Origin of the sequence: Shewanella sp. (assembly GCF_013214165.1) — a bacterium.
In the GTDB taxonomy this organism is placed as follows: Bacteria; Pseudomonadota; Gammaproteobacteria; order Enterobacterales; family Shewanellaceae; genus Shewanella.
The window spans coordinates 47,155-67,639 of sequence record NZ_JABSSM010000019.1 but is presented as its reverse complement, the minus strand read 5'-3'; the positions used below and the strand labels follow the sequence as shown (position 1 = coordinate 67,639).

The window sequence follows — 20,485 nt, the reverse complement described above, 5'->3', positions numbered from 1 at the left end:
AGATACCTAGATTCACTAGGGGCTCAGGTCACTCTGCCACGGGCGCTAACAGCTTGATCAAATAATCGGTCTCATCCGCGTTGCTAAAGCTAAAGCGGATACACGTCGCTAAGCGTGGGTCGTTATAGGCTCTGGCGACCACGCCATTGCTAAGCAGTAGCGCTTGAATCGCCGAGATATCATCAAATTGGGCTAGCACGAAGTTGCCATTTGCCGGCAGGACCTTAGCACCATAGTCTTGTAAGGCTTCACTGAGTCGAGCACCGCAGGCCTTAAGGCGAGTGACTTGCTCAAGCATGGTGTTTATACCCTGCTCACTCAGTGCGCGAGTTGCCAATATGGCGACGGGTAATGGCACCGGGTAGGGCGCTATCACGCGCATCACCATCTGGCAGATATTCGGGTTAGCCAACAGGAAGCCACAGCGCGCCCCAGCCAATGCGAAGGCTTTCGACAGGGTTCTGAGCACGACTAAGTTATCATATTTGTCGATAAGATCTGCCACGCTATAATCTGGGCAAAACTCGATATAGGCTTCATCGACAACCACTAATGCATCGGGCAACTGAGTGATCACTCGCTCAATCGATGCCTTGTCGATAACCGTGCCGGTCGGATTGTTAGGGTTACAGATAAACACCAGTTTGGCGTTGCCTACGCGAGAGGCGATATCGTGTGGCAGTCGATGATCTGCAGTGAGATCTAACGCGTACACCCCAACGTTGAACGTCTGAGCGCTGATGGCGTACATGCCATAGGTCGGGCCGAAACAGGCAATAGTATCTTTGCCGGGCGTACAGAAAGTACGAATGAGCAGCTCTATGGCCTCATCGGCGCCGCGGCCTGTGATGATGCACTCTTTTGCCACGCCGCTGTAGTCACTATAGGCCTCGATGAGCTCGGGTGGCTGGCACTCAGGGTAACGGTTGATGTTGGCTATTAGGGCGCCCTGGATCTCGGCATTATTGAAGGGGGACTCGTTAGCATTTATCCAGATATCCCCTTGGCCGCCGATCCGTCTCGCCGACAGATAGGGCTCTAGGCTTAATAGCTCAGGACGTGCTAGGCGCTGAGCCAGGGTGTCAGTCATTAGACGCTTAGTTTCATTAGCACTCTCACTCATGATGCCTCCCTCGCGGTTAAACTGTCTAACCTGATTTTTACCGCATGCTTGTGAGCATCGAGTTGCTCTGCCGCTGCCAAAGTCATCACAGTTTCGCCGAGTCCCAATAAGCCTTCGGCGCTGAGTTCCTGCACGGTGAAGCGGCGGGAGAAATCAGCCAGAGACAGGCTAGATACTGCCCGGCTATAACCGTATGTTGGCAGCACATGATTGGTGCCGCTGGCATAATCCCCAACCGATTCTGGTGTGTAAGCTCCGAGGAATACTGAGCCGGCGGCGCGAATAGATTTTAGCAGTTCACGGGGCGCCTCAGTCTGAATGATCAGGTGCTCGGGCCCATAGCGGTTAGAGACCTGTGCTGCCTGCTGCATGTCTGCAACTAACAGGGTGCGACTGGACTCAAGCGCAAGCTGGGCTATTGCTATTCGTGGTAGGGCTTGCAGTTGACGATTGATAGCGGCATTGACCCTATCGGCCAGAGTGGCACTGTCGGTCACCAAGATCACCTGAGAATCGGGTCCGTGTTCCGCCTGAGACAGGAGATCGGCGGCGATAAATTCTGGGTTGGCCTCTTGGTCGGCAATCACCAGCACCTCGGAAGGGCCTGCCGGCATATCGATACTCACCACACAGCGACTGTCTTGAGATACCAGCCGCTTGGCCTCGGTGACGAAGCGATTACCCGGGCCGAATATCTTATCTACCGCAGGCACAGACTCGGTGCCAAAGGCCAAGGCCGCTATGGCCTGGGCGCCGCCGACCTGATAAATCTCAGTGATACCACACATTTTTGCCGCATAAATTATGGCATCGTCAATCGGCGGAGGGCTGATCAGGACCCGCCGTTCACAGCCCGCTATTCTTGCGGGCAGCGCCAGCATCATGACGGTGGATATCAGCGGCGCTGTGCCGCCAGGAATATACAGACCCACCTTCTCGATGGCTTCAGATCTTAGCTCACAACGTATGCCGTCTTGAGTCTCTATGCTGATAGGCTCAAATTTCTGTGCCAGGTGAAAGGATTCGATATTGGCCATGGCTTGCGCGATGGCCTGCTTGATATCCCCACTGACACGAGCGCAGGCCGCGTCGATCTTGTCTGTCGATACGCTAAGCTCTGTTAAGCTCACACCATCAAACTGCTGACTGTAAGAGAACAGCGCCGCATCTTTCGAGGTTCTGACCGTGTCGACGATCTCCGCGACGGTTTGCTCCAGGTTGCCGTCTCCGACGAGAGGGGAGCGGGTCAGGGCGCTGTTACGCTCGGCTTCGCTTAAACTTGGCCAATTGAGGATCTGCATATTTTTTGTTACCCCATCATCTTTTCGATGGGCATAACCAAGATGGACGTTGCGCCAAGCTCGGTCAGCTCTTCCATGGTGTCCCAGAACAGGTCTTCTGTGCTGACGGCGTGGACGGCGACGCGATTGCTGTCATCATTGAGGGGCAGTACCGTTGGGTTTTCGGCGCCAGGGAGTAGGGCAACGATTTGTTCCAGCGTCTCGGTCGGCGCGTGTAGCAAGATGTACTTGCTCTCTTTAGCACGAACAACACCGTTGATGCGGGATAAAATCTTGTCAATCAAGGCCTGTTTATCCGCCGTTTGAGTCTCCATAGACTGAATGATGCAGGCACTGGAGCGGTAGATGACTTCGGTTTCATAAAGACCATTTGCCTCTAGTGTGGCTCCGGTTGAAACCAGATCACAGATGCCATCGGCCAGACCAGCGCGTGGCGCGACTTCTACCGAGCCCTTGAGCATACAATCGCTATAGGTGATGCCTTTCTTCTGCATATAGCGGCGCAGCAGGTTAGGGTAAGATGTGGCGATACGCAATCCTTCCAGAGACTGGGCATTTTCATAGCAAAACTCATTGGGTACGGCGAGAGAGAGGCGACAGGTGCCAAAATCCAGCTCCCTAAGCTTGATACAACGCGAAGGCTTATCGAGTCTTTCACGTTCGATCTGCTCCTCTTCGAGCACGTTCTCACCTATGATGCCTAAGTCAACCACGCCGTCCATGACTAGGCCCGGGATATCATCATCACGGACCCTAAGCAGGTCGATGGGCAAGTTGTCTGAGTGGGCGATGAGGCGTTGCTCGTTGATGTTAAATTTAACCCCACAGCTTCTAAGGAGTTTCATCGACTCTTTCGACAGGCGACCCGATTTTTGAATGGCGATACGTAATCTGTTTGACTCTGACATGATGGACTTCCTTTAACTTGATTCTAATATCTGGTTTAATTTTGTTTCTAACTGATATTTATTTTTATAAATCAGCTGATTAATAACAAAAGCTCTAAAACGAAAAACCCCCGGAATTCCTTCCAGGGGTTATTGATATTCTTGAATCAACCGCCAGAAGGAAATAGTCCTTCGGCAGTGAGCTTCCGAAGGCTACCGCATATGATGGTGAAGATGGATAGTGTTCAGAAGCTGTATCATAATCTTGTCTCTTGCTTGATTGCTGAGTCTGGTGACTCAAAAATGTGTACACAAGCTTACTTGCCTGCGTTGGTGTTTAAATTAAACATTTTCGTAAATGATTGCAACCACTAATTGTGGCGGATGAATACTCTTCAAGCATAAGTTATATGATTAAGTAAGCTTGCTAAGACCATCACCAGAGTGACCTTTGTTTGTTCATCCACGCTTAAATTTATGTCCTGAGCCTTGATGCCTTGCCATAAACAAGGATAATGCCTGATTCAATGATGATTTCTAATTTTATAGCCCTATGAGTGAGCGCCTTGAGTAGCAGACTGACAATCGACAGTGAGCAAGCCTTCGATGCCGATGGCGTGCTAGCCAGGCATATTAAAGGTTACAGCACTCGAGTCGTTCAAAAGCAGATGGCCTCGGCGGTCAGCTGTGCCATCGGCGGCAAGAGCAATCTGGTTGTCGAAGCCGGAACCGGGGTGGGTAAAACCTACGCGTATTTAATTCCTGCTCTGTTAAGCGGTAAACAGATCATCGTCAGTACCGGCAGTAAAAATCTGCAGGAACAGCTGTTTTATAAAGATCTTCCAGCCTTGCTCGACATGTTAGCCCTTGCGCCGAAACTTGCGCTCCTCAAGGGGCGCAGTAACTATTTGTGCCAACTGTTATTAGATAAGCAGCTGGAGGCGTGTGGATCTCATGAGCCTAAGGTCTTAGATGACCTGCTCCGAATCAATCAGTGGGCGGGGCAGACCGCCGACGGCGATCTCGGGGGCTTGACCTCAGTTTCCGAAAACTCAGATGCCTTGTGGCTCATTGCCAGCCAAAGGGATAAATGTACCGGCAAGAAGTGTGTTCACTATGAGACCTGTTTTACCCGCAAGGCTAGAGTCCGTGCCATGGACGCTAAGATTATTGTGGTGAACCATCATCTGTTCTTCGCCGATAGGGTCCTCAAAGAAACAGGCTTTGCCGAGCTATTGCCCGATGCAGATGTGGTGATCTTCGATGAAGCACATCTGTTACCCGATATTGCAGTCATCTATTTTGGTCAGCAAATTACAACGCGAAGTTTAGATAATCTATTAGGACAGATCCTAACTGTCTATCGAACCGAGCTCAGAGATTCAGCGCAGATTGAGCAGTTAGCGGCGCTCTGTATCAGCCGGTTAAATAGCTGGCATCAACAGATGTATGATGTTTTTGAAACCGATTGGCGCCTGTTGATGGGCAACAAAAATATAGCATCGGCCTCCTGGGCAATCATTGAAGAGTTGAAGGCGTTGGAGGACTTGTTATTGGCGCACATAGGCCGCAGTGAAGCCCTCGATGAATGCACCGAAAAATTAGCGACCTTCTCGAGTAAGATGGGCGTGTTTTTTCAGTGTGAAAATAATCAGGCCGCTTACAGTATTGACTATGGTCACAGGTACCTGACGCTGAGTATTGCGCCAATCAATGTCGCCAAGGAATGCGAGGCGTTATTTGATGCTCAGACGAGCTGGATATTTACCTCGGCGACGCTACAGATTAACCGTGATCTGAGCCTGTTTACCAAGGGGCTTGGCATAGATAAGAGTCAGCAAATAATTTTAGACAGCCCCTTCGATTATCGCTCCAATGCCTTATTGTGTGTGCCGCGTCACCTCTCTAAGGTGAGTGATCATGAGGCGGCGGTGAGGGATTTACTCGATGTCGCACAGAAGGCAATCAAGGCGGCGAAGGGCCGTACCTTCATCTTGTTTACCAGTCATCGTATGATGAACGCAGTGGCAACTCGGCTTCAAAGCCGTGTTAATTATCCCCTTTTAGTTCAGGGCCAAGGCAGCAAGCAGAGTCTGATGAAAAAATTCAGACAACTTGGCAATGCCGTATTGCTAGGCACTGGTGCGTTCTGGGAGGGTGTCGATGTCCGTGGCAGGCTGCTCAGCTGCGTGATCATAGACAAGCTGCCATTTGTGTCCCCCACAGACACCCTGTACCGAGCCAGAGCCCAGAGCGCCTGCCGGGATGGACTCGATCCTTTCACCAGTATCTCTCTGCCTCAGGCGGTTATTTCACTGAATCAAGGCGTTGGTCGCCTGATCCGAGATGAAAGAGACAGGGGAGTATTGATCTTGTGTGATAACCGAATCGTCAACCGAGAATATGGTGAGGCATTTTTGAACTCTCTTCCTCCCATGAGTCGTACGCGAGACATGGACAAGGTGGTGGATTTTTTACAGCAGATTAAATAGCGCCCCGAGTTAAATATGGGCACAAAAGGGTCAGTTTTTGTGTCACTCCGCCTTCAAAATTATCTATTAATCCTAGGTTTGTGTTCACTTCCTATGCGTTGCCATTTTCTCTCGTGACTTGAATGCCTGTGTCGAAAACTTGTCTCCAGCCCAACATTTAGTTTTATTTACTATGCTTTTAAGTATTGATTGAAGGGCAGTGACTCTACTGAAGACTCAGAAGGGGTCAAGCTAGGTTAACGTACAGGTATGGGTCTTTTCATGGCTGAAATTCAAACTCGAGCATCATTAAAGTTCACCATTGCGAAAAAATTCATGCTGGCGACGGCGTTAAATTTGTCCCTGATGACCATAGTGGCTGCCTATGCCATAGTCTCATTGGGACGCATAAGCACTGAGGTAGAGGAGGTTTCTAGCATAGATTTACCCCGAGTTCACATGCTGAGTAAAATTGAAGTCCATCTGTTAGAGCAGCAAATATATTTCGAGAAAGCCCTGCGCTTAGCCGAAGAGATACAGCTGGATATCGGTGCCGAAGCCGAAGCCAATCTGCTGATAGTAGCCCAAGATTTTAATCATGTGGATGCTCTGTATCGTGAATTATCGGCCAAGGTCAGTGATGAGATAGATGAGATAACACGGCAGGTGAAACATGACATAGAGGCAGCCTCGGCGCAGACAGATATTGAAGGTGTTAAATTAGTACTGAGTGGATTAATAAGCATAAAACTGCAACACCTTCAATTTGAGCAAGACGCTTTCTCTGTTTTGGCGACCATAGAACAGGGCGAGTGGGATCACACCCTCAGTCAATCCAGAATAGATAAGGTCGACAGGGAGGGGGCCCAGCTCGGTCTTGAGCTTATGGCCCTGCGCGAGCAAGTGAAACATTTTATACCAGTGCTGCTGTCTGATGCCGGGGTAAATGGCAGAGAGGGGGCGCTGGGGATCATTATCTTAGTGAGCATTTCACTGCTGGTGAGTATGGTGATCTCCTTGGTTCTGGCCAGAGTGATTATCAAGCCTATTACCGAGATAAAAACGGTCACAGATGGTCTCGCTGCTGGTGATCTGACCCTTAGCGTTACATGGAAAAGCGCCGACGAAATTGGCGACTTGTCGGCTTCCATTAATGCCATGGTTAGTACACTCAAACATGTAGCAGATCTGGCCGATGCCATCGCCAGTGGTGACTTCTCTAAGGAGATAGTCACCAAGAGTGACAAGGACAGACTAGGTACAGCATTGCATGAGATGAAAAGTCAGATAGAGCAGCGTAACACTTCTCTATCTCGCAGCCTGAATCTTAACCAAGCAATAGTCAACACAGCCGTCGATAGCATCATCTCCATCACGGATGATGGCAGCATACTTTCGGTTAATTCGGCTACCGAGAGGATGTTTAAGTATTCGGCAAAATCACTCATAGGCAAGAATATTAAGATGTTGATGCCTGATCCCTTTCATTCTGAACATGACGCATATTTAAGTCGATATAAGACCACTGGAAGCAAGAATGTGATCGGTAAGGGCCGAGAAGTTGTCGCCTTGTGTAGCGACGGCAGTACCTTTCCTATCTTTCTCTCCGTGGGCGAGGTGAAGCAAGGTGAAGAGGTCATGTATACCGGCTTCATTCGTGATATTAGCGCACAGAAAAAGTTTGAGATGGAGATCTTAAAGAGTGAAGCTCTCAATAAGGGACTGGTTAATACTTCCCTGGACGCCATCATTTCTATCAGTCCAGAAGGCATCATACTGTCATGTAATCAGGCAACCGAGACCATGTTTCAATATTTGAGCAAGGAACTGGTTGGCGAAAAAATTAACATGTTAATGCCGAGCCCTTATACCGAAGAACACGATACTTATCTTAGCAATTACCTGACCACGGGAGTGAAAAAAGTCATAGGCAAAGGCAGGGAACTTGTTGGCTTGAGAAAGGATGGTGATCAGTTTCCTATTTTTCTGTCTGTTGGAGAGGTCCAGCTCGGTTCTGGCGTGGTGTTTACTGGTTTCATTCGTGACATCAGTGAGCAGAAAAAGTTTGAGCGAGAGATGATCAAGAGTGAAACACTCAATCGGGGCATGGTAAACACCTGCTTAGATGCCATCTTGTCCATTTCGAGTCAAGGCGTGATCATCGCTTGCAACACCGCGGCCGAAGCGCTGTTTCAATATCGAGCGGATGAGATGATAGGTGAGAAGATTAATACCTTGATGCCCAGCCCTTTTACCGAGGAGCACGATGGGTACTTGCATAACTATCTGACCACAGGGGTGAAGAAGGTGATAGGCAAGGGCAGAGAGGTGGTAGGTTTGAAGAAAGATGGCAGCACTTTTCCCATGTACCTGACTGTGGGGGAAGTGAAGCAAGGAGATGAAGTCGTCTTTACCGGATTTGTGCGCGATATTACTCAAGAGAAACAATATCAACAAGATCTAAAAAAGACCAATGAAGATCTCTTGAAGCAAAATGAACTCAAGAGTCGAGTCTCCATAATTAATCAGTTGACCCAAGGGGCTAACGATTTGGATTCAATGGCGAATGAAATCATCTCGGCGTTAGCCGAAATGATGAATGCTGGTCACGGTGTCCTCTATACCTACATCAATTCCGGCGAACAAGTGGGGCTGACTTTATCGGGGAGTTACGCATTTAAGAAACGTAAAGCCGTTTTGCCCTTGATTCCGCTTGGTGAGGGACTTGTGGGCCAATGTGGTAAAGAGCAGAAAACAATTTTGCTCACACATGTGCCGGCAGACTATATACAAATTAACTCAGGACTGGGGGAGAAAGAGCCATTGAATGTGCTGGTGGTTCCAGTGCTGTTTGAAACTGAGCTAATGGGGGTCATAGAGTTAGCCTCATTCCAGACATTTCATGATGAGCAACTGGAAGTGATGGAGTTGATTAGTTCAAGTTTGGGTGTCGTTATTAATAATTTACGCAATCAGCAACAGACACAACAATTATTGTTGGAGACCCAGAGGCAGACGGAAGAATTACAGGCTCAGCAAGAGGAACTGAAAAGTTCAAATGAGAGCCTACTGGAACAGACGCAACTGCTTAAAACCTCCGAAGAAGAGCTCAGACAGCAGAGTGAGGAGCTCAAGGTGTCCAACGAAGAGTTGCAAGAGAAGCAAGTGTTTCTTAAACGCCAAAAAGATGAGATAGAGGCGGCTAAGGTCGATCTCACCATCAAGGCCAATGAACTGGCGCTGGCGAGTAAATACAAGTCAGAATTTCTGGCTAACATGAGTCATGAACTCAGGACGCCTCTCAATAGCTTACTCTTGCTAGCCAAAGGGTTAGCCGACAATAGGAGCCAACACTTAGATGAGACGGAAGTGGAAGATGCTAAGGTGATTTTCGATGGGGGCAACAATCTCCTCAGCCTCATAAATGACATCATGGATCTCTCTAAGGTCGAAGCCGGTAAGCTCACCATACATATCGAAGCGGTGAATTTGAGGGTGCTTAGCCGTAACCTGAAGCAGGTATTTGATCCTATTGCCAAGAGTCGCAACCTGGAGTTTATCATTAATCTGGATGACAAATTGCCACAGAGCATCACCAGTGACGGTCAGAGGGTCGAGCAGGTACTGAGAAACTTATTGTCGAATGCGCTGAAATTTACCGAGGCCGGTTCTGTCTCTCTCAATATTGGCTTTGCCACATCCGATACTCTCTTTTCTCACAGTAGCCTAAATGCTAACCAGGCTGTGTCACTTGCCGTTGTCGATACCGGTATCGGCATACCTTCAGACAAGCTACAGGCCATTTTTGAGGCATTTCAGCAACAAGATGGTTCTACCAGCAGGAAGTATGGCGGCACGGGTCTGGGTCTTACCATCGCCAGGGAGCTGACGCGTCTGTTGGGCGGCGAGATCCAGCTCGAGAGCACTCAGGAACAGGGCAGCACCTTCACCCTATACTTGCCCAGTAAGTTTGACCCAGACGGCATAGACCCTAAGTCTCAGGGGCACAATGAAGCCCTGCTGTCTGAGGTTAACTATTCGAGCGCAGCAGATGAATCCGCTTCCCCATCAAACGTCAGCCACTCCTCCACAGGTGAGCGTGCCAAGCATGATCCTGCGATGCAGATCCATCCCGAGTTCATTGCCGATGACAGAAATAACATACAGCAGGGAGATCGCTCCTTGCTTATCATCGATGATGATAAAATATTTGCCAAAATATTGCGGGACCATGCCCGGGAAAATGGTTACAAATGTCTGGTTGCCGGTGACGGGCGTACGGGTATTTACCTGGCGCAGGAGCACCAACCCGACGGTATCATTCTCGATATCATGCTACCGGATATCGATGGTCATAGGGTGCTTGAGCAACTCAAATTTAGTCTCAAGACACGCCATATACCGGTAGAGATCATCTCGGCCCATAGTGACGACAAAAACGCTGCCCTAGTTCAGGGAGCTATCGGTTTACAGACTAAGCCTGTCAGTCAGGAGCAACTCTTGACGGTATTTGACCAGATAAGGGCATTCTCTGCCTCCGAGTTGCGCCATGTGTTAGTCATAGAAGATGATATCGCCAATCAAACTTTAATCAGCAGGCTATTGGAGAATAGTGATATCGACATCAAGTGTGTCGATAACGGCAGCCAGGGGGTCGATGAGATCATGTCGGGACAATATGATTGCGTCATCTTAGATTTGGGACTGCCGGATTTCAGTGGTTTCGAAGTGCTAAAGCGGATCGATGCCAGTGACCTTGCTCGGGTGCCGCCAGTGATCATTTACACGGGGAAAGAGATCACCGATGAAGAGCAAGATGAGCTGAACAAGTACTCATCCAGCATAGTGATCAAGGGCGTGGGCTCTGCAGAGCGACTACTAGATGATATTTCACTGTTTTTACACGATATAGAGTCGAGGTTTTGTACCAGTAGCCGCAAGACCATACATATGCTCCACGATGAAGACTCCATGCTTAAGGGCCGTAAGGTTTTACTGGCCGATGATGATATGAGAAATACCTACGCCTTGTCGAAAAAGTTGATCGAGATAGGATTAGATGTCGAGATGGCCCATAACGGTAAGGAAGCGGTGGAGCAGCTAGAGCAAGATAAAAATTTCGAATTGGTGCTGATGGATACCATGATGCCTGAGATGGATGGTTATGCGGCGACGCGAAAAATTCGGGCCATGAGCCATTACAAGCAGATCCCTATCATAGCGTTAACCGCTAAGGCCATGCCCGAGGATAGGGAGGAATCTCTTCAAGCTGGCGCTTCGGAATATCTGACTAAACCGATTGATTTCGATAAATTATTGTCGATTATGCGGATATGGCTATTTAAGCACTAGACTTGGGGGAGGGTATCTTTTGATGATGAAACCCGAAGATATGATTGAGTTTGAAGTCAATCAATTGTTAGAGGCGATAAATTTCCGTTATGGCTATGATTTTCGTGATTACTCCAGAGCCTCTCTGGAGCGCAGGATTTTAAATCGCGTTCAGCTATCGGATCTCGGCTCTGTGTCCGACATGGTGCCTAAGATTTTACATGATGCTGATTTTTTCGATCTCTTTCTACGAGACATGTCGGTGACAGTGACCGAGATGTTTCGTGAACCTCTGGTGTTCAAGAAGGTACGCCAAAAGGTTTTTACGCAACTCAAAACCTATGCGAGAGTCAACATCTGGCATGCCGGCTGCGCGACGGGAGAGGAGGTGTATTCCATGGCCATCATGCTCAAGGAGGAGGGCCTGCTGGAGCGTACTCGGATCTATGCCACCGATTACAATAATCATTCTCTGGAGATCGCCAGAAAGGGGATTTATCCTGCCGAAAAGATAAAACTTTTCACGCAAAATTATCAGGGTTCCGGTGGCAAGGCATCCTTTGCCGATTACTACCTGGCCAAGTTTAATTCGGCTAAAATGGCCGAGTCACTCAAGGAACACATCACCTTTGCCAACCATAATTTAATGAAAGATCAATCCTTTGCCGAGATGCATCTGATCGTGTGTCGTAACGTGCTCATCTATTTTAACCCCAGATTACAAGACAGGGTGCTTAGCCTGTTCAAAGAGAGCCTGATCCCCAGAGGCTTTCTCTTGCTAGGGGATAAGGAGACGCTGGAATTTAGCCAAGTTAAATCTTCATTCGAGGTGTTTGCCAGTAAGGAGCGGATATTCAGGCGGCTCATTCATGTATGAAGCCATGGTCATAGGGGCCTCTGCGGGAGGATTACATGCATTGACCGCTATCTTGCCACAGCTTCCCTATGATTATCCTTTAGGGATACTGATCGTTCAGCATAGATGCAGGCAGGCGGATAATTTTTTGGTGGAATATTTAAATGACAGATCCGCAGTGGTGGTGAAAGAGGCTGAGCCCGGTGAGCCTGTGTTACCAGCTCATGTGTACCTTGCTCCTGCCGGCTATCATCTGTTGGTAGAGAGGGATAAAACCTTGAGCCTGAGCATAGACCCGCCAGTAAATTACTCTATTCCTTCCATCGATGTATTGTTTCAATCTGCGGCGACTTGCTACAAGGAGCAGCTGATTGGACTTATACTTACAGGAGCCAATTCTGATGGAAGCTTGGGGTTGAAAATGATCAAAGACTATGGCGGTTTTGTCCTGGTTCAAGATCCACAAACTGCCGAGGTCGATGTGATGCCAAAATCTGCTATAGCTATGGTGGTTGTTGATAGGGTTATCTCAATGGATAAATTGGGGCACTATCTGGCTCAGTGTGATTTTAAGCCTGACCTTGATGTGAATAAAGGCGTTTTGCATGAGTGACCCCCAAGCTAAAATCCTCATCGTCGATGACGAGCCTAATAACCTACGTGTTTATGAGCGAATTTTAGCGCCACTGAACTTAGACTTTACCAAAGCCATGTCCGGTCAGCAGGCCTTGGCTGTGGCTCACAAACATGATTTCTTTCTTATCTTGATGGACGTACAGATGCCTGGTATGGATGGTTTCGAGGCGGCTTCACTCATCTTAGACCATCCCAAAACCTGCCATATCCCCGTCATCTTCATTACCGCCTTTGCCCGTGATGAGGCGTTTGAGTTCAAGGGATATATCAGTGGCGCGGTGGATTATCTGGTGAAACCGATTAACGATGAGATACTGAAGAGTAAAGTCGGGGTGTTTCTTGAACTCTATAAAGAGCGCCTTAGATTAGGCCAGGCTTATGAGACGAAGAAGAAAGCCGAGGAGGAGTTGAGGGTACACAAGGAAAACCTTGAAGAGTTAGTTAAGGCCAGGACCAAGGAGTTGCAGCAGTCAATGGAGCACTTGATATCGGCTCAGGACAAATTAGTCAAAGCTGAAAAAATGGCGTCCTTAGGCCGATTAGTTTCAGGGGTGGCTCATGAGCTTAATACGCCCATTGGAATTTGTGTTACGGCAGCGTCCTTTATGCATGGGGAAACTGCCAGATTGAATCATGATTTTAAAGAGGGACAACTGGCACACGAGGATATGTCTGGTTTTTTCGATGCCGCCATTCAGTCATCTGAGATGATTTTATCGAATTTGAATCGAGCTTCTAAGCTGATAAAAGACTTTAAGCTGGTGGCTGTTGATGTGTCATCAGAAGCGCTAACCACATTTAATCTTATGTCTCATGTCGATGACTGCATTACTGAAATATTACCCGAGTTAGATTTAACCCATCATCAAGTGAGTATCGAAGGTGATAAAGACCTCTGGGTGACTAGCTACGCAGAAACCTTGAAATTAGTGCTCAAAAATTTACTGCTTAATGCCATCATCCATGCTTTTGACCATGACGCTAATGGAAAGATCTTGATCAATATTGCCCAAGCAGAGGACAGAGTATTGGTGCGTTTCAAAGATGACGGCAAGGGCATGTCTGCGGAGTCCGTGTCTATGGTCTTTGAACCTTTTTATACGACTCGTAGAGGCTTAGGGGGCAGCGGGCTTGGTTTATATATTGTGTTTAACCTGATCACTCAAGTGTTAAAAGGCGATGTGCTTTGTACCAGCAAACTGGGTGAGGGTACTGAGTTTAAGATCATCTTCCCGATCGAGAGAGATACCGATAATCGGTCATTGAAGCACTTTAGTAAAAGCACTTTAGTAAAATGATTTAAGGAAAAGCATTTAAGTAAAAGCACGTTAGTAAGATAATTTTAAGCCCCTTGTCACCGAGGGCATGCAATCATTAACAGTACGGCTTAGTGTAATTTCATACGAGGTCTAACTAGGCGCATGATTTTCTCGGCTAACCACAGAGCTATGGTCTTCAATGCCCCATGTATGGCTTGTTGATGCATGCGGTAAAGAGAGGGATATACCAAGTGGACGATCTTGCCCTCAATAAACATACTGTTGTTGGTTAAATTCCCCATCAGGCTGCCGACCGTGCTAAAACGCGACAGCTTGACCAAGGAGCCATGATCCACATCATTTATTGTGCTGAGTAAGTTAACCTTTACCATGATCTGATTGGCTCGCTTTAACTCAAACATCTCGATATTTTTGATGAAATCCGGGGCTTTCACTCCAGCGGCCCACGACATCAGGTTGGCTTCGATGAGTTTTTCTGGCCAAGCCTATGGCCTAATTGAGTCGCAAGCTCTAACCCTCCGGCCCACCACCTACAATGACAATTTTTGGACATGATGACTTCATTACGCGCTCCTTAATGACAGCATTGTTAACCTCACTGGCGATGGCTTGATTTTTCACCGAATGGATTTTATTCGAAACACTCATTGATTAAGACTGCTCTATAACCTAATTATCTTGGCGTATATCACAGCCTAAGTCATGGCCATAAATTCTGTTGTTTTAGGTTTATCCAGTTTTATCTGCTTAGGTGGTATCTGTGATATCTCCAGTAAGGCTAGATATAGGCAGTTTAATTTACGATTTTTGATTAATAAAGCTACTAAATCGATGCGTTTCATGGCATGTTTTTGCTTCATCCCATGGTTTTCTAAGGTGTTAATGCGATCATTTGATTTCGATTTAAAAGCCTTGCAGGTATTTGTCATGACTGCGCAAACCGGTAACATGACTGCAACGGCTAAACATTTGGGGCTGACTCAGTCTTCGGTCTCACAGACCTTGTCGGTACTGGAAAAAGGGGTGAATGCCAAGCTGCTGGATCGCAGCATACGTCCCATTGGCCTGACTATCGCCGGGCGATATTTTTTCGATCAATCCTCACATCTCTTATATCAAGCTGAGCAGACTCAAAGAATGATCGCTCAAGGCTGCTTCGAGCAGCTGCACCTAGTGCGTATTGCCTTGGTGGACTCCTTAGTCACTGCCTTGGGAAAGCCCTTAATTGAGGTGGTAAAACGACGCACCGAGAACTGGACATTAACCACGGGTCGCTCAAACATGCACGCCGATGCATTACTGTCTCGGCAACTCGACATCATCATCTCCGATGATGCCCTCGAAGATAACGATGATATCTGTCGTTATCCCATTCTTTCTGAGCCATTTGTGCTGGTGGTTCCCGCCAATTATAACCTGTGTGTTGGGGGGCATCCTTCGTTGCACGAGGTTAAACAGCTCGAGAAAGAGCTAGATTTTGTCCGTTATACCCAGGATTCTCTGATTGGCATCTACATCGAACGTTATCTCAAGCGGCTCGCTATAGAGCCAAGCATGCGGCTGCAACTGGATAATACCTTCGCTGTCTTGTCTATGGTCGCTGCCGGTATAGGTTGGACGATAACCACGCCTCTGTGTCTGTATCAAAGCGGAATAGGACTCGAGCAGATTAAGTGTCTGCCGCTGCCGGCTAAAGCGCCGCTACAGCGTCAATTGACATTGGTGTGCCGTCGGCATGAACTGGGGGATTTGCCGCTAAAAATGGCCAGAGACAGTTGCAATATCATGCGGCAGAGCTTCTTGCCTGAGTTAACCAAAGATCTACCTTGGCTGGTCGCATCGATAGAAATTGGTGAGTGAAATAGGCTGAGGTGTGTGACTCACATAGCGGCAATTAAACAGCAATAGGCCCTAGTATTAAAAAAATTAATACTAGGGCCTTAGTACAGATGATTGTAGTTGTCCAATTGGTTGAAGGGCATTAGGGTCGATATAGAGTTAATTTAGCAACATTTTGTTAACGCATCTATCGGGCCATTTCGCCAACCAAGTTAAGGGGAGTGTCATGTCACAAGCATCAAAACAAGAGGCAGTAACGGGTAACAAGCGTACCCACGAGTATAACGCTGTTTCCGATGAATATATGAGTAAGAGGCAGTTAAAAAAAGGGGTAGCGGGCTGGATCGTGCTCGCTAGCCTGGGGGTCTCGTATGTTATTTCTGGTGATTTCGCTGGCTGGAATTTTGGTTTAGCCTTGGGCGGTTTCGGTGGCATGTTTATCGCGACTCTGGTGATGGGCTTGATGTACATCTGCCTGGTATTGAGCTTGGCTGAGTTGTCTTCTTCTCTACCCACAGCAGGAGGCGGCTACAGCTTTGCTCGTCGGGCCATGGGTCCTTGGGGAGGTTTCTTGACTGGCACCGCTATTTTACTGGAATATGCCATAGCCCCTGCAGCCATTGCCGTGTTTATTGGCAGCTATGTCAATGAACTCATAGGTATCGACGGCCCCATTGTTTACGGCGCCTTCTATCTAACCTTTGTCGGACTCCATCTGTGGGGCGCGACTCAGGCATTAAGGATCATGATGGGTATCACCTTGCTCGCAGTTATCGCGATTGGGGTGTTTGCTTTTTCCATGGTGCCTCATTTTTCTGTGGACAACTTGTTCGATATCGCGGCTAACCCAGATGTTGTAGGTTCGAGTCGTTTTCTGCCCGAAGGCTACATGGGGATATGGGCGGCCTTGCCATTTGCGATGTGGTTGTTTCTCGCGGTGGAGGGGGTGCCGTTAGCTGCAGAGGAAGCTAGAAATCCGGCTAAAGATATGCCCAGAGGTATCATAGCCTCCATGTTGGTCTTGATTGTATTTGCAGCGGTGGTGCTGTTGTTGGCCCCCGGTGGGGCAGGTGCTGAAGCGATGAAGGCACATGGTGCGCCTCTGGTCGGTGCCCTAGAGGCTGTTTATGGCACCGACTCGGTCGCGGCTAAATTTGTCAATGTCGTCGGCTTATTTGGCCTGATTGCCAGCTTTTTTTCTATCATCTACGCTTATTCCCGTCAGGTGTTTGCACTCTCCCGCGCCGGTTACATCCCTCGCTTCTTGTCATTATCGGGCAAGCGTAAAGTGCCGGTGTGGGCCTTGATTGTGCCAGGTATCTTGGGTTTCTTATTGTCCTTATCCGGCGAGGGGGACATGATGATCACCATGGCGGTATTTGGCGCCACTATCTCCTATGCCATGATGAGCCTGTCTCATATCATTCTTCGCATGAAAGAACCCGATCTCGAGCGTCCTTACAGGACACCAGGCGGCATCATCACCTCAGGGATAGCCCTAATACTTTCCCTCGTCGCACTGGCATCGACCTTTATCGTCAGTCTGCAAGCCGCTGCTTGGTCGGCACTCTTCTACTCGATAATGGTGACCTATTTCGTGTTCTACAGTCGACATAGGCTGGTGGCTTCGGCTCCCGAGGAAGAGTTCGATATGATCGCATCCGCGGAATCTGAGCTTAACTAAATCTTGAAGTAGCGGCTGCACCTTATTGTTTTTTATGACTAATGTTAACTTGTCTACGGGTGCTGGCATTGAAGTGTGAATGAGGGTTACAGGCGCGTTAGGCTACGAATAGGTCGGCGTGCCAGCCAATAATAGGAAACATGATTATGGATACAAGAATGCAAGCGAGAGATGTCAAGAATGTGGCCGATGCCATGGCGATTATCGAAGAGCGTGGCCTGAGTCATATAAAAGTGGGTGTGTTTGATAATGATGGCGTGATGCGCGGCAAATATATGTCCAAGTCTAAGTTTGTCGCTTCATTAGAGAAAGGCTTCGCTTTTTGTGATGTGGTGCTTGGCTGGGACATGAAAGACCAACTCTATGACAATGCCAAATACACAGGCTGGCACACAGGTTACCCGGATGCACCGGTGCGGATCTTGGCCCACACTTGTCGTGACGTGGTTGGTGAGCCGGGTATGTTGCTATTTATTGGCGAATTTGCTCAGGAGGCCGAAGCGGTTTGCCCCCGTGGCACCTTGCGGCGGGTGATCGAAAAAGCCGATGAAATGGGGTTTAAGGCATTCGGAGCGCTTGAATATGAGTTCTTCCTCTTCAATGAAACCCCCCATTCAATTCGTGAGAAAAACTACCGTAATTTAGAAACCGTGACGCCGGATTGGTTTGGTTATTCGATGATCCGTAATTCGGTGCACTCGGACTTGTATGAAGCCATTCTCGCCATGGGGGAAACCATGGATTTCCCCATCGAAGGGCTTCATTCTGAGACTGGGCCTGGCGTTATCGAGGCTGCCATCGCCGTTGACGGCGTGGAAGCGGCGGCCGATAAAGGCGCACTGTTTAAGACTTATATGAAGGTGTTAGCACAGAAACGCGGTTTGATGGCCACTTTTATGGCGAAATGGTCCGGTGATTGTCCAGGGCAGAGTGGTCACATTCACCTATCACTGCAGCATAAAAATGGTCAGTCGGCATTTTATGACCCCAGCCAGCCCCACAACATGAGTGACAATCAGCGTCATTTCCTCGCTGGGCAACAGCAACTTATGCCGGAGTTTTTGTGCATGATAGCCCCAACTATCAATAGTTATTCCCGTATGGTTCCCGGTTTTTGGGCCCCCACCGAGGCGACTTGGGGAGTTGAGAACCGCACCACAGCATTGAGAGTGATCCCTGGTAGCCCTCAATCCCAGCGAATCGAATATCGTTTAGGCGCCGCCGACGCCAATCCTTATCTCGCCTTAGCTGCTGCCCTGGCCAGCGGGTTATACGGCATAGAGCATAAGTTAGAGCCCCAGGCTCAAGTCAAAGGCAATGCCTATGCGCAGCAACATGACGTGTCTTTGGCCTTGCCGGCCACCTTGTGGGACGCCGCGCAACGATTCAAACAATCCCAGGCGGCGAAAGCGTGTTTCGGCGAGCAGTTTGTCGAGCACTTTGCCATCACCCGAGAATGGGAAGAGAGAGAGTACCGTAAACATGTTAGCGACTGGGAGATGCAACGGTATTTCGAGATCATCTAGTCGCCGGCATGTGTCACGTAACGGCTAATGAGTCGAGTGATTAGGGGTAGTTTTGGTATTAATTGTGAGTAAGGTTCGAGGCTAAATGAATATGTCGCAGCAAGTGAAATTATCAGATGAAACCAGTAACTCAGGTATTCAGCAGACCATCTCGCCCATCGATGCCAGTGTCTATGTGACTCGGGAACTGGCCGGTGATGAGCAGATTGTTGCCTGTGTGAAACGGGCAAGGCAGGCGTTTAAAGGGAAGGGGGAAAGTTGGGCCTTGACCCCGCTGGCCACGCGAAAAACGCTCTGTCAGGCGGCAATCGATATTTTAGTGAGTCATAAAGACGAGATAGCCCAAGAGCTGAGTTGGATGATGGGCCGTCCGGTTCGCTATGGCGCCGGCGAGCTTGCCGGTGTCGCCGAGCGCAGCGAGTACATGATTGGCGTGTGTGAACAGGCTCTGGCGAATATTGAATGTGAAGACAAGCCAGGTTTTACCCGTTATATCAAGCGTGAGGCCTTAGGTGTCGTGCTGGTGATTGCGCCTTGGAATTACCCGTATCTGACTGCCATCAACGCGATTATTCCAGCGCTTCTGGCGGGTAATACTGTGATCCTCAAGCATTCCGCTCAGACTCCATTGTGCGCCGAGCGCCTGTTTCAGGCGTTTGAACAAGCCGGGCTGCCCCCAGGTGTGTTTCAGTATTTACATATGGATCATCATCATACGGCAAGGCTTATCGCCAATGAAGAGGTGGCCTATGTGGCCTTCACTGGATCAGTCTTTGGCGGGGAAATGGTGGAGAAGGCTGCCCTGGGGCGGTTTATCGGTGTTGGCCTCGAGCTTGGGGGCAAAGATCCCGCCTATGTTCGCCAAGATGCCGATATCGACAAGGCGGTCGAGGCCCTAGTCGATGGCGCCTTCTTCAATTCGGGCCAATCATGCTGTGGCATCGAACGCATCTATGTGCATCACAGTGTTTATGATGAGTTTGTCACTAAGGCCGTGGCCTTAACTAAGCAATATCAATTAGGACGCGCCGATGATAAAGCGGTGACCTTAGGCCCGCTGGTGCGGCGCGAGGCCGCCGACTTTGTGCGTGGGCAAATAGCAGAGGCCTTGGCTCAAGGGGCTGTCGCTCATATCGATGAATCCTTGTTTGCACTGAGCCAGGCAGGGACGGCTTATTTGGCACCGCAAATTTTAACCCATGTGGATCACCATATGCGGGTCATGACCGAGGAGTCTTTCGGCCCGGTTGTTGGCATCATGAGTGTGGCAGATGATGATCAAGCCTTGGATCTGATGAACGACAGTGATTTTGGCTTAACGGCGAGTATTTTTACCCGGGACATCAACAAGGGGATTGCCTTAGGTGAACGCGTCGAGACCGGCACCTTCTTCTTAAATCGCTGTGATTACTTAGACCCCGCCTTGGCCTGGACTGGCGTAAAGCTATCTGGCCGAGGCTGCACCTTATCACAGCTTGGATTTGAGCAATTTACGCGGCCAAAGTCATTTCATATCAAACACGCATAGTGCGGCGCGCTTTAGCCTGTGTC

At 48.8% G+C, this 20,485-nt stretch carries 12 protein-coding genes and 1 pseudogene; 9 read left to right on the top strand and 4 right to left on the bottom strand.

Annotated features, from left to right (window positions below):
• Nucleotides 1–28 precede the first annotated feature (28 nt).
• Genes hisC through hisG form a run of 3 tightly spaced genes read right to left on the bottom strand, consistent with a single transcriptional unit; the run spans nucleotide 29 to nucleotide 3,332 of the window.
• Complete coding sequence (gene hisC, locus HRU42_RS06595) at nucleotides 29–1,123, bottom strand: histidinol-phosphate transaminase (protein WP_295029678.1); 1,095 nt, start codon at nucleotides 1,121–1,123, stop codon at nucleotides 29–31.
• Complete coding sequence (gene hisD, locus HRU42_RS06590) at nucleotides 1,120–2,424, bottom strand: histidinol dehydrogenase (RefSeq protein WP_295029676.1); 1,305 nt, start codon at nucleotides 2,422–2,424, stop codon at nucleotides 1,120–1,122. Before hisD ends, hisC begins: the two co-directional genes overlap by 4 nt.
• Nucleotides 2,425–2,432: 8 nt before the next feature.
• A complete protein-coding gene (hisG, locus tag HRU42_RS06585) occupies nucleotides 2,433–3,332 on the bottom strand; it encodes an ATP phosphoribosyltransferase (RefSeq protein ID WP_295029675.1) in 900 nt (299 codons plus the stop codon).
• A 536-nt stretch (nucleotides 3,333–3,868) separates the two neighbouring features.
• On the opposite strand from hisG, the gene HRU42_RS06580 reads away from it, so the two are divergent.
• From HRU42_RS06580 to HRU42_RS06560, 5 genes are all read left to right on the top strand, one after another.
• A complete protein-coding gene (locus HRU42_RS06580; RefSeq protein ID WP_295029674.1) occupies nucleotides 3,869–5,803 on the top strand; it encodes an ATP-dependent DNA helicase in 1,935 nt (644 codons plus the stop codon).
• Between the two features lie 261 nt (nucleotides 5,804–6,064).
• Nucleotides 6,065–11,134: a PAS domain S-box protein gene (locus HRU42_RS06575; protein WP_295029673.1), complete on the top strand. Its 5,070-nt coding sequence runs from the start codon at nucleotides 6,065–6,067 to the stop codon at nucleotides 11,132–11,134.
• A 22-nt stretch (nucleotides 11,135–11,156) separates the two neighbouring features.
• Complete coding sequence (locus HRU42_RS06570) at nucleotides 11,157–11,990, top strand: CheR family methyltransferase (protein WP_295029671.1); 834 nt, start codon at nucleotides 11,157–11,159, stop codon at nucleotides 11,988–11,990.
• Nucleotides 11,983–12,582, top strand: coding sequence for a chemotaxis protein CheB (locus HRU42_RS06565; protein WP_295029670.1), 600 nt, complete (start codon nucleotides 11,983–11,985; stop codon nucleotides 12,580–12,582). Before HRU42_RS06570 ends, HRU42_RS06565 begins: the two co-directional genes overlap by 8 nt.
• The gene (locus HRU42_RS06560) at nucleotides 12,575–13,903 is read left to right on the top strand and encodes a hybrid sensor histidine kinase/response regulator (protein WP_295029668.1); all 1,329 of its coding nucleotides are present in this window, start codon (nucleotides 12,575–12,577) and stop codon (nucleotides 13,901–13,903) included. The genes HRU42_RS06565 and HRU42_RS06560 overlap by 8 nt, the downstream gene beginning before the upstream one ends.
• 89 nt (nucleotides 13,904–13,992) lie before the next feature.
• On the opposite strand, the pseudogene HRU42_RS06555 reads toward HRU42_RS06560, so the two are convergent.
• Nucleotides 13,993–14,358: pseudogene (locus HRU42_RS06555) on the bottom strand (NAD(P)/FAD-dependent oxidoreductase); the annotation flags it as partial.
• Nucleotides 14,359–14,767: 409 nt separating this feature from the next.
• On the opposite strand from HRU42_RS06555, the gene HRU42_RS06550 reads away from it, so the two are divergent.
• The 4 genes from HRU42_RS06550 to HRU42_RS06535 all read left to right on the top strand — a co-directional run bounded on the left by HRU42_RS06550 (nucleotide 14,768) and on the right by HRU42_RS06535 (nucleotide 20,462).
• Complete coding sequence (locus HRU42_RS06550; protein WP_295029666.1) at nucleotides 14,768–15,745, top strand: LysR family transcriptional regulator; 978 nt, start codon at nucleotides 14,768–14,770, stop codon at nucleotides 15,743–15,745.
• A 205-nt stretch (nucleotides 15,746–15,950) separates the two neighbouring features.
• On the top strand, nucleotides 15,951–17,408 hold the full coding sequence (gene eat, locus HRU42_RS06545; RefSeq protein ID WP_295029665.1) for an ethanolamine permease: 1,458 nt from the start codon (nucleotides 15,951–15,953) through the stop codon (nucleotides 17,406–17,408).
• 158 nt (nucleotides 17,409–17,566) lie between these two features.
• Nucleotides 17,567–18,934 (top strand): glutamine synthetase family protein, encoded by a 1,368-nt coding sequence (locus HRU42_RS06540; RefSeq protein WP_367227152.1) that lies wholly within the window; start codon nucleotides 17,567–17,569, stop codon nucleotides 18,932–18,934.
• A 91-nt stretch (nucleotides 18,935–19,025) separates the two neighbouring features.
• Nucleotides 19,026–20,462, top strand: a complete 1,437-nt coding sequence (locus tag HRU42_RS06535; RefSeq protein WP_295029663.1) for an aldehyde dehydrogenase family protein — start codon at nucleotides 19,026–19,028, stop codon at nucleotides 20,460–20,462.
• The last annotated feature ends 23 nt before the right edge of the window (nucleotides 20,463–20,485 follow it).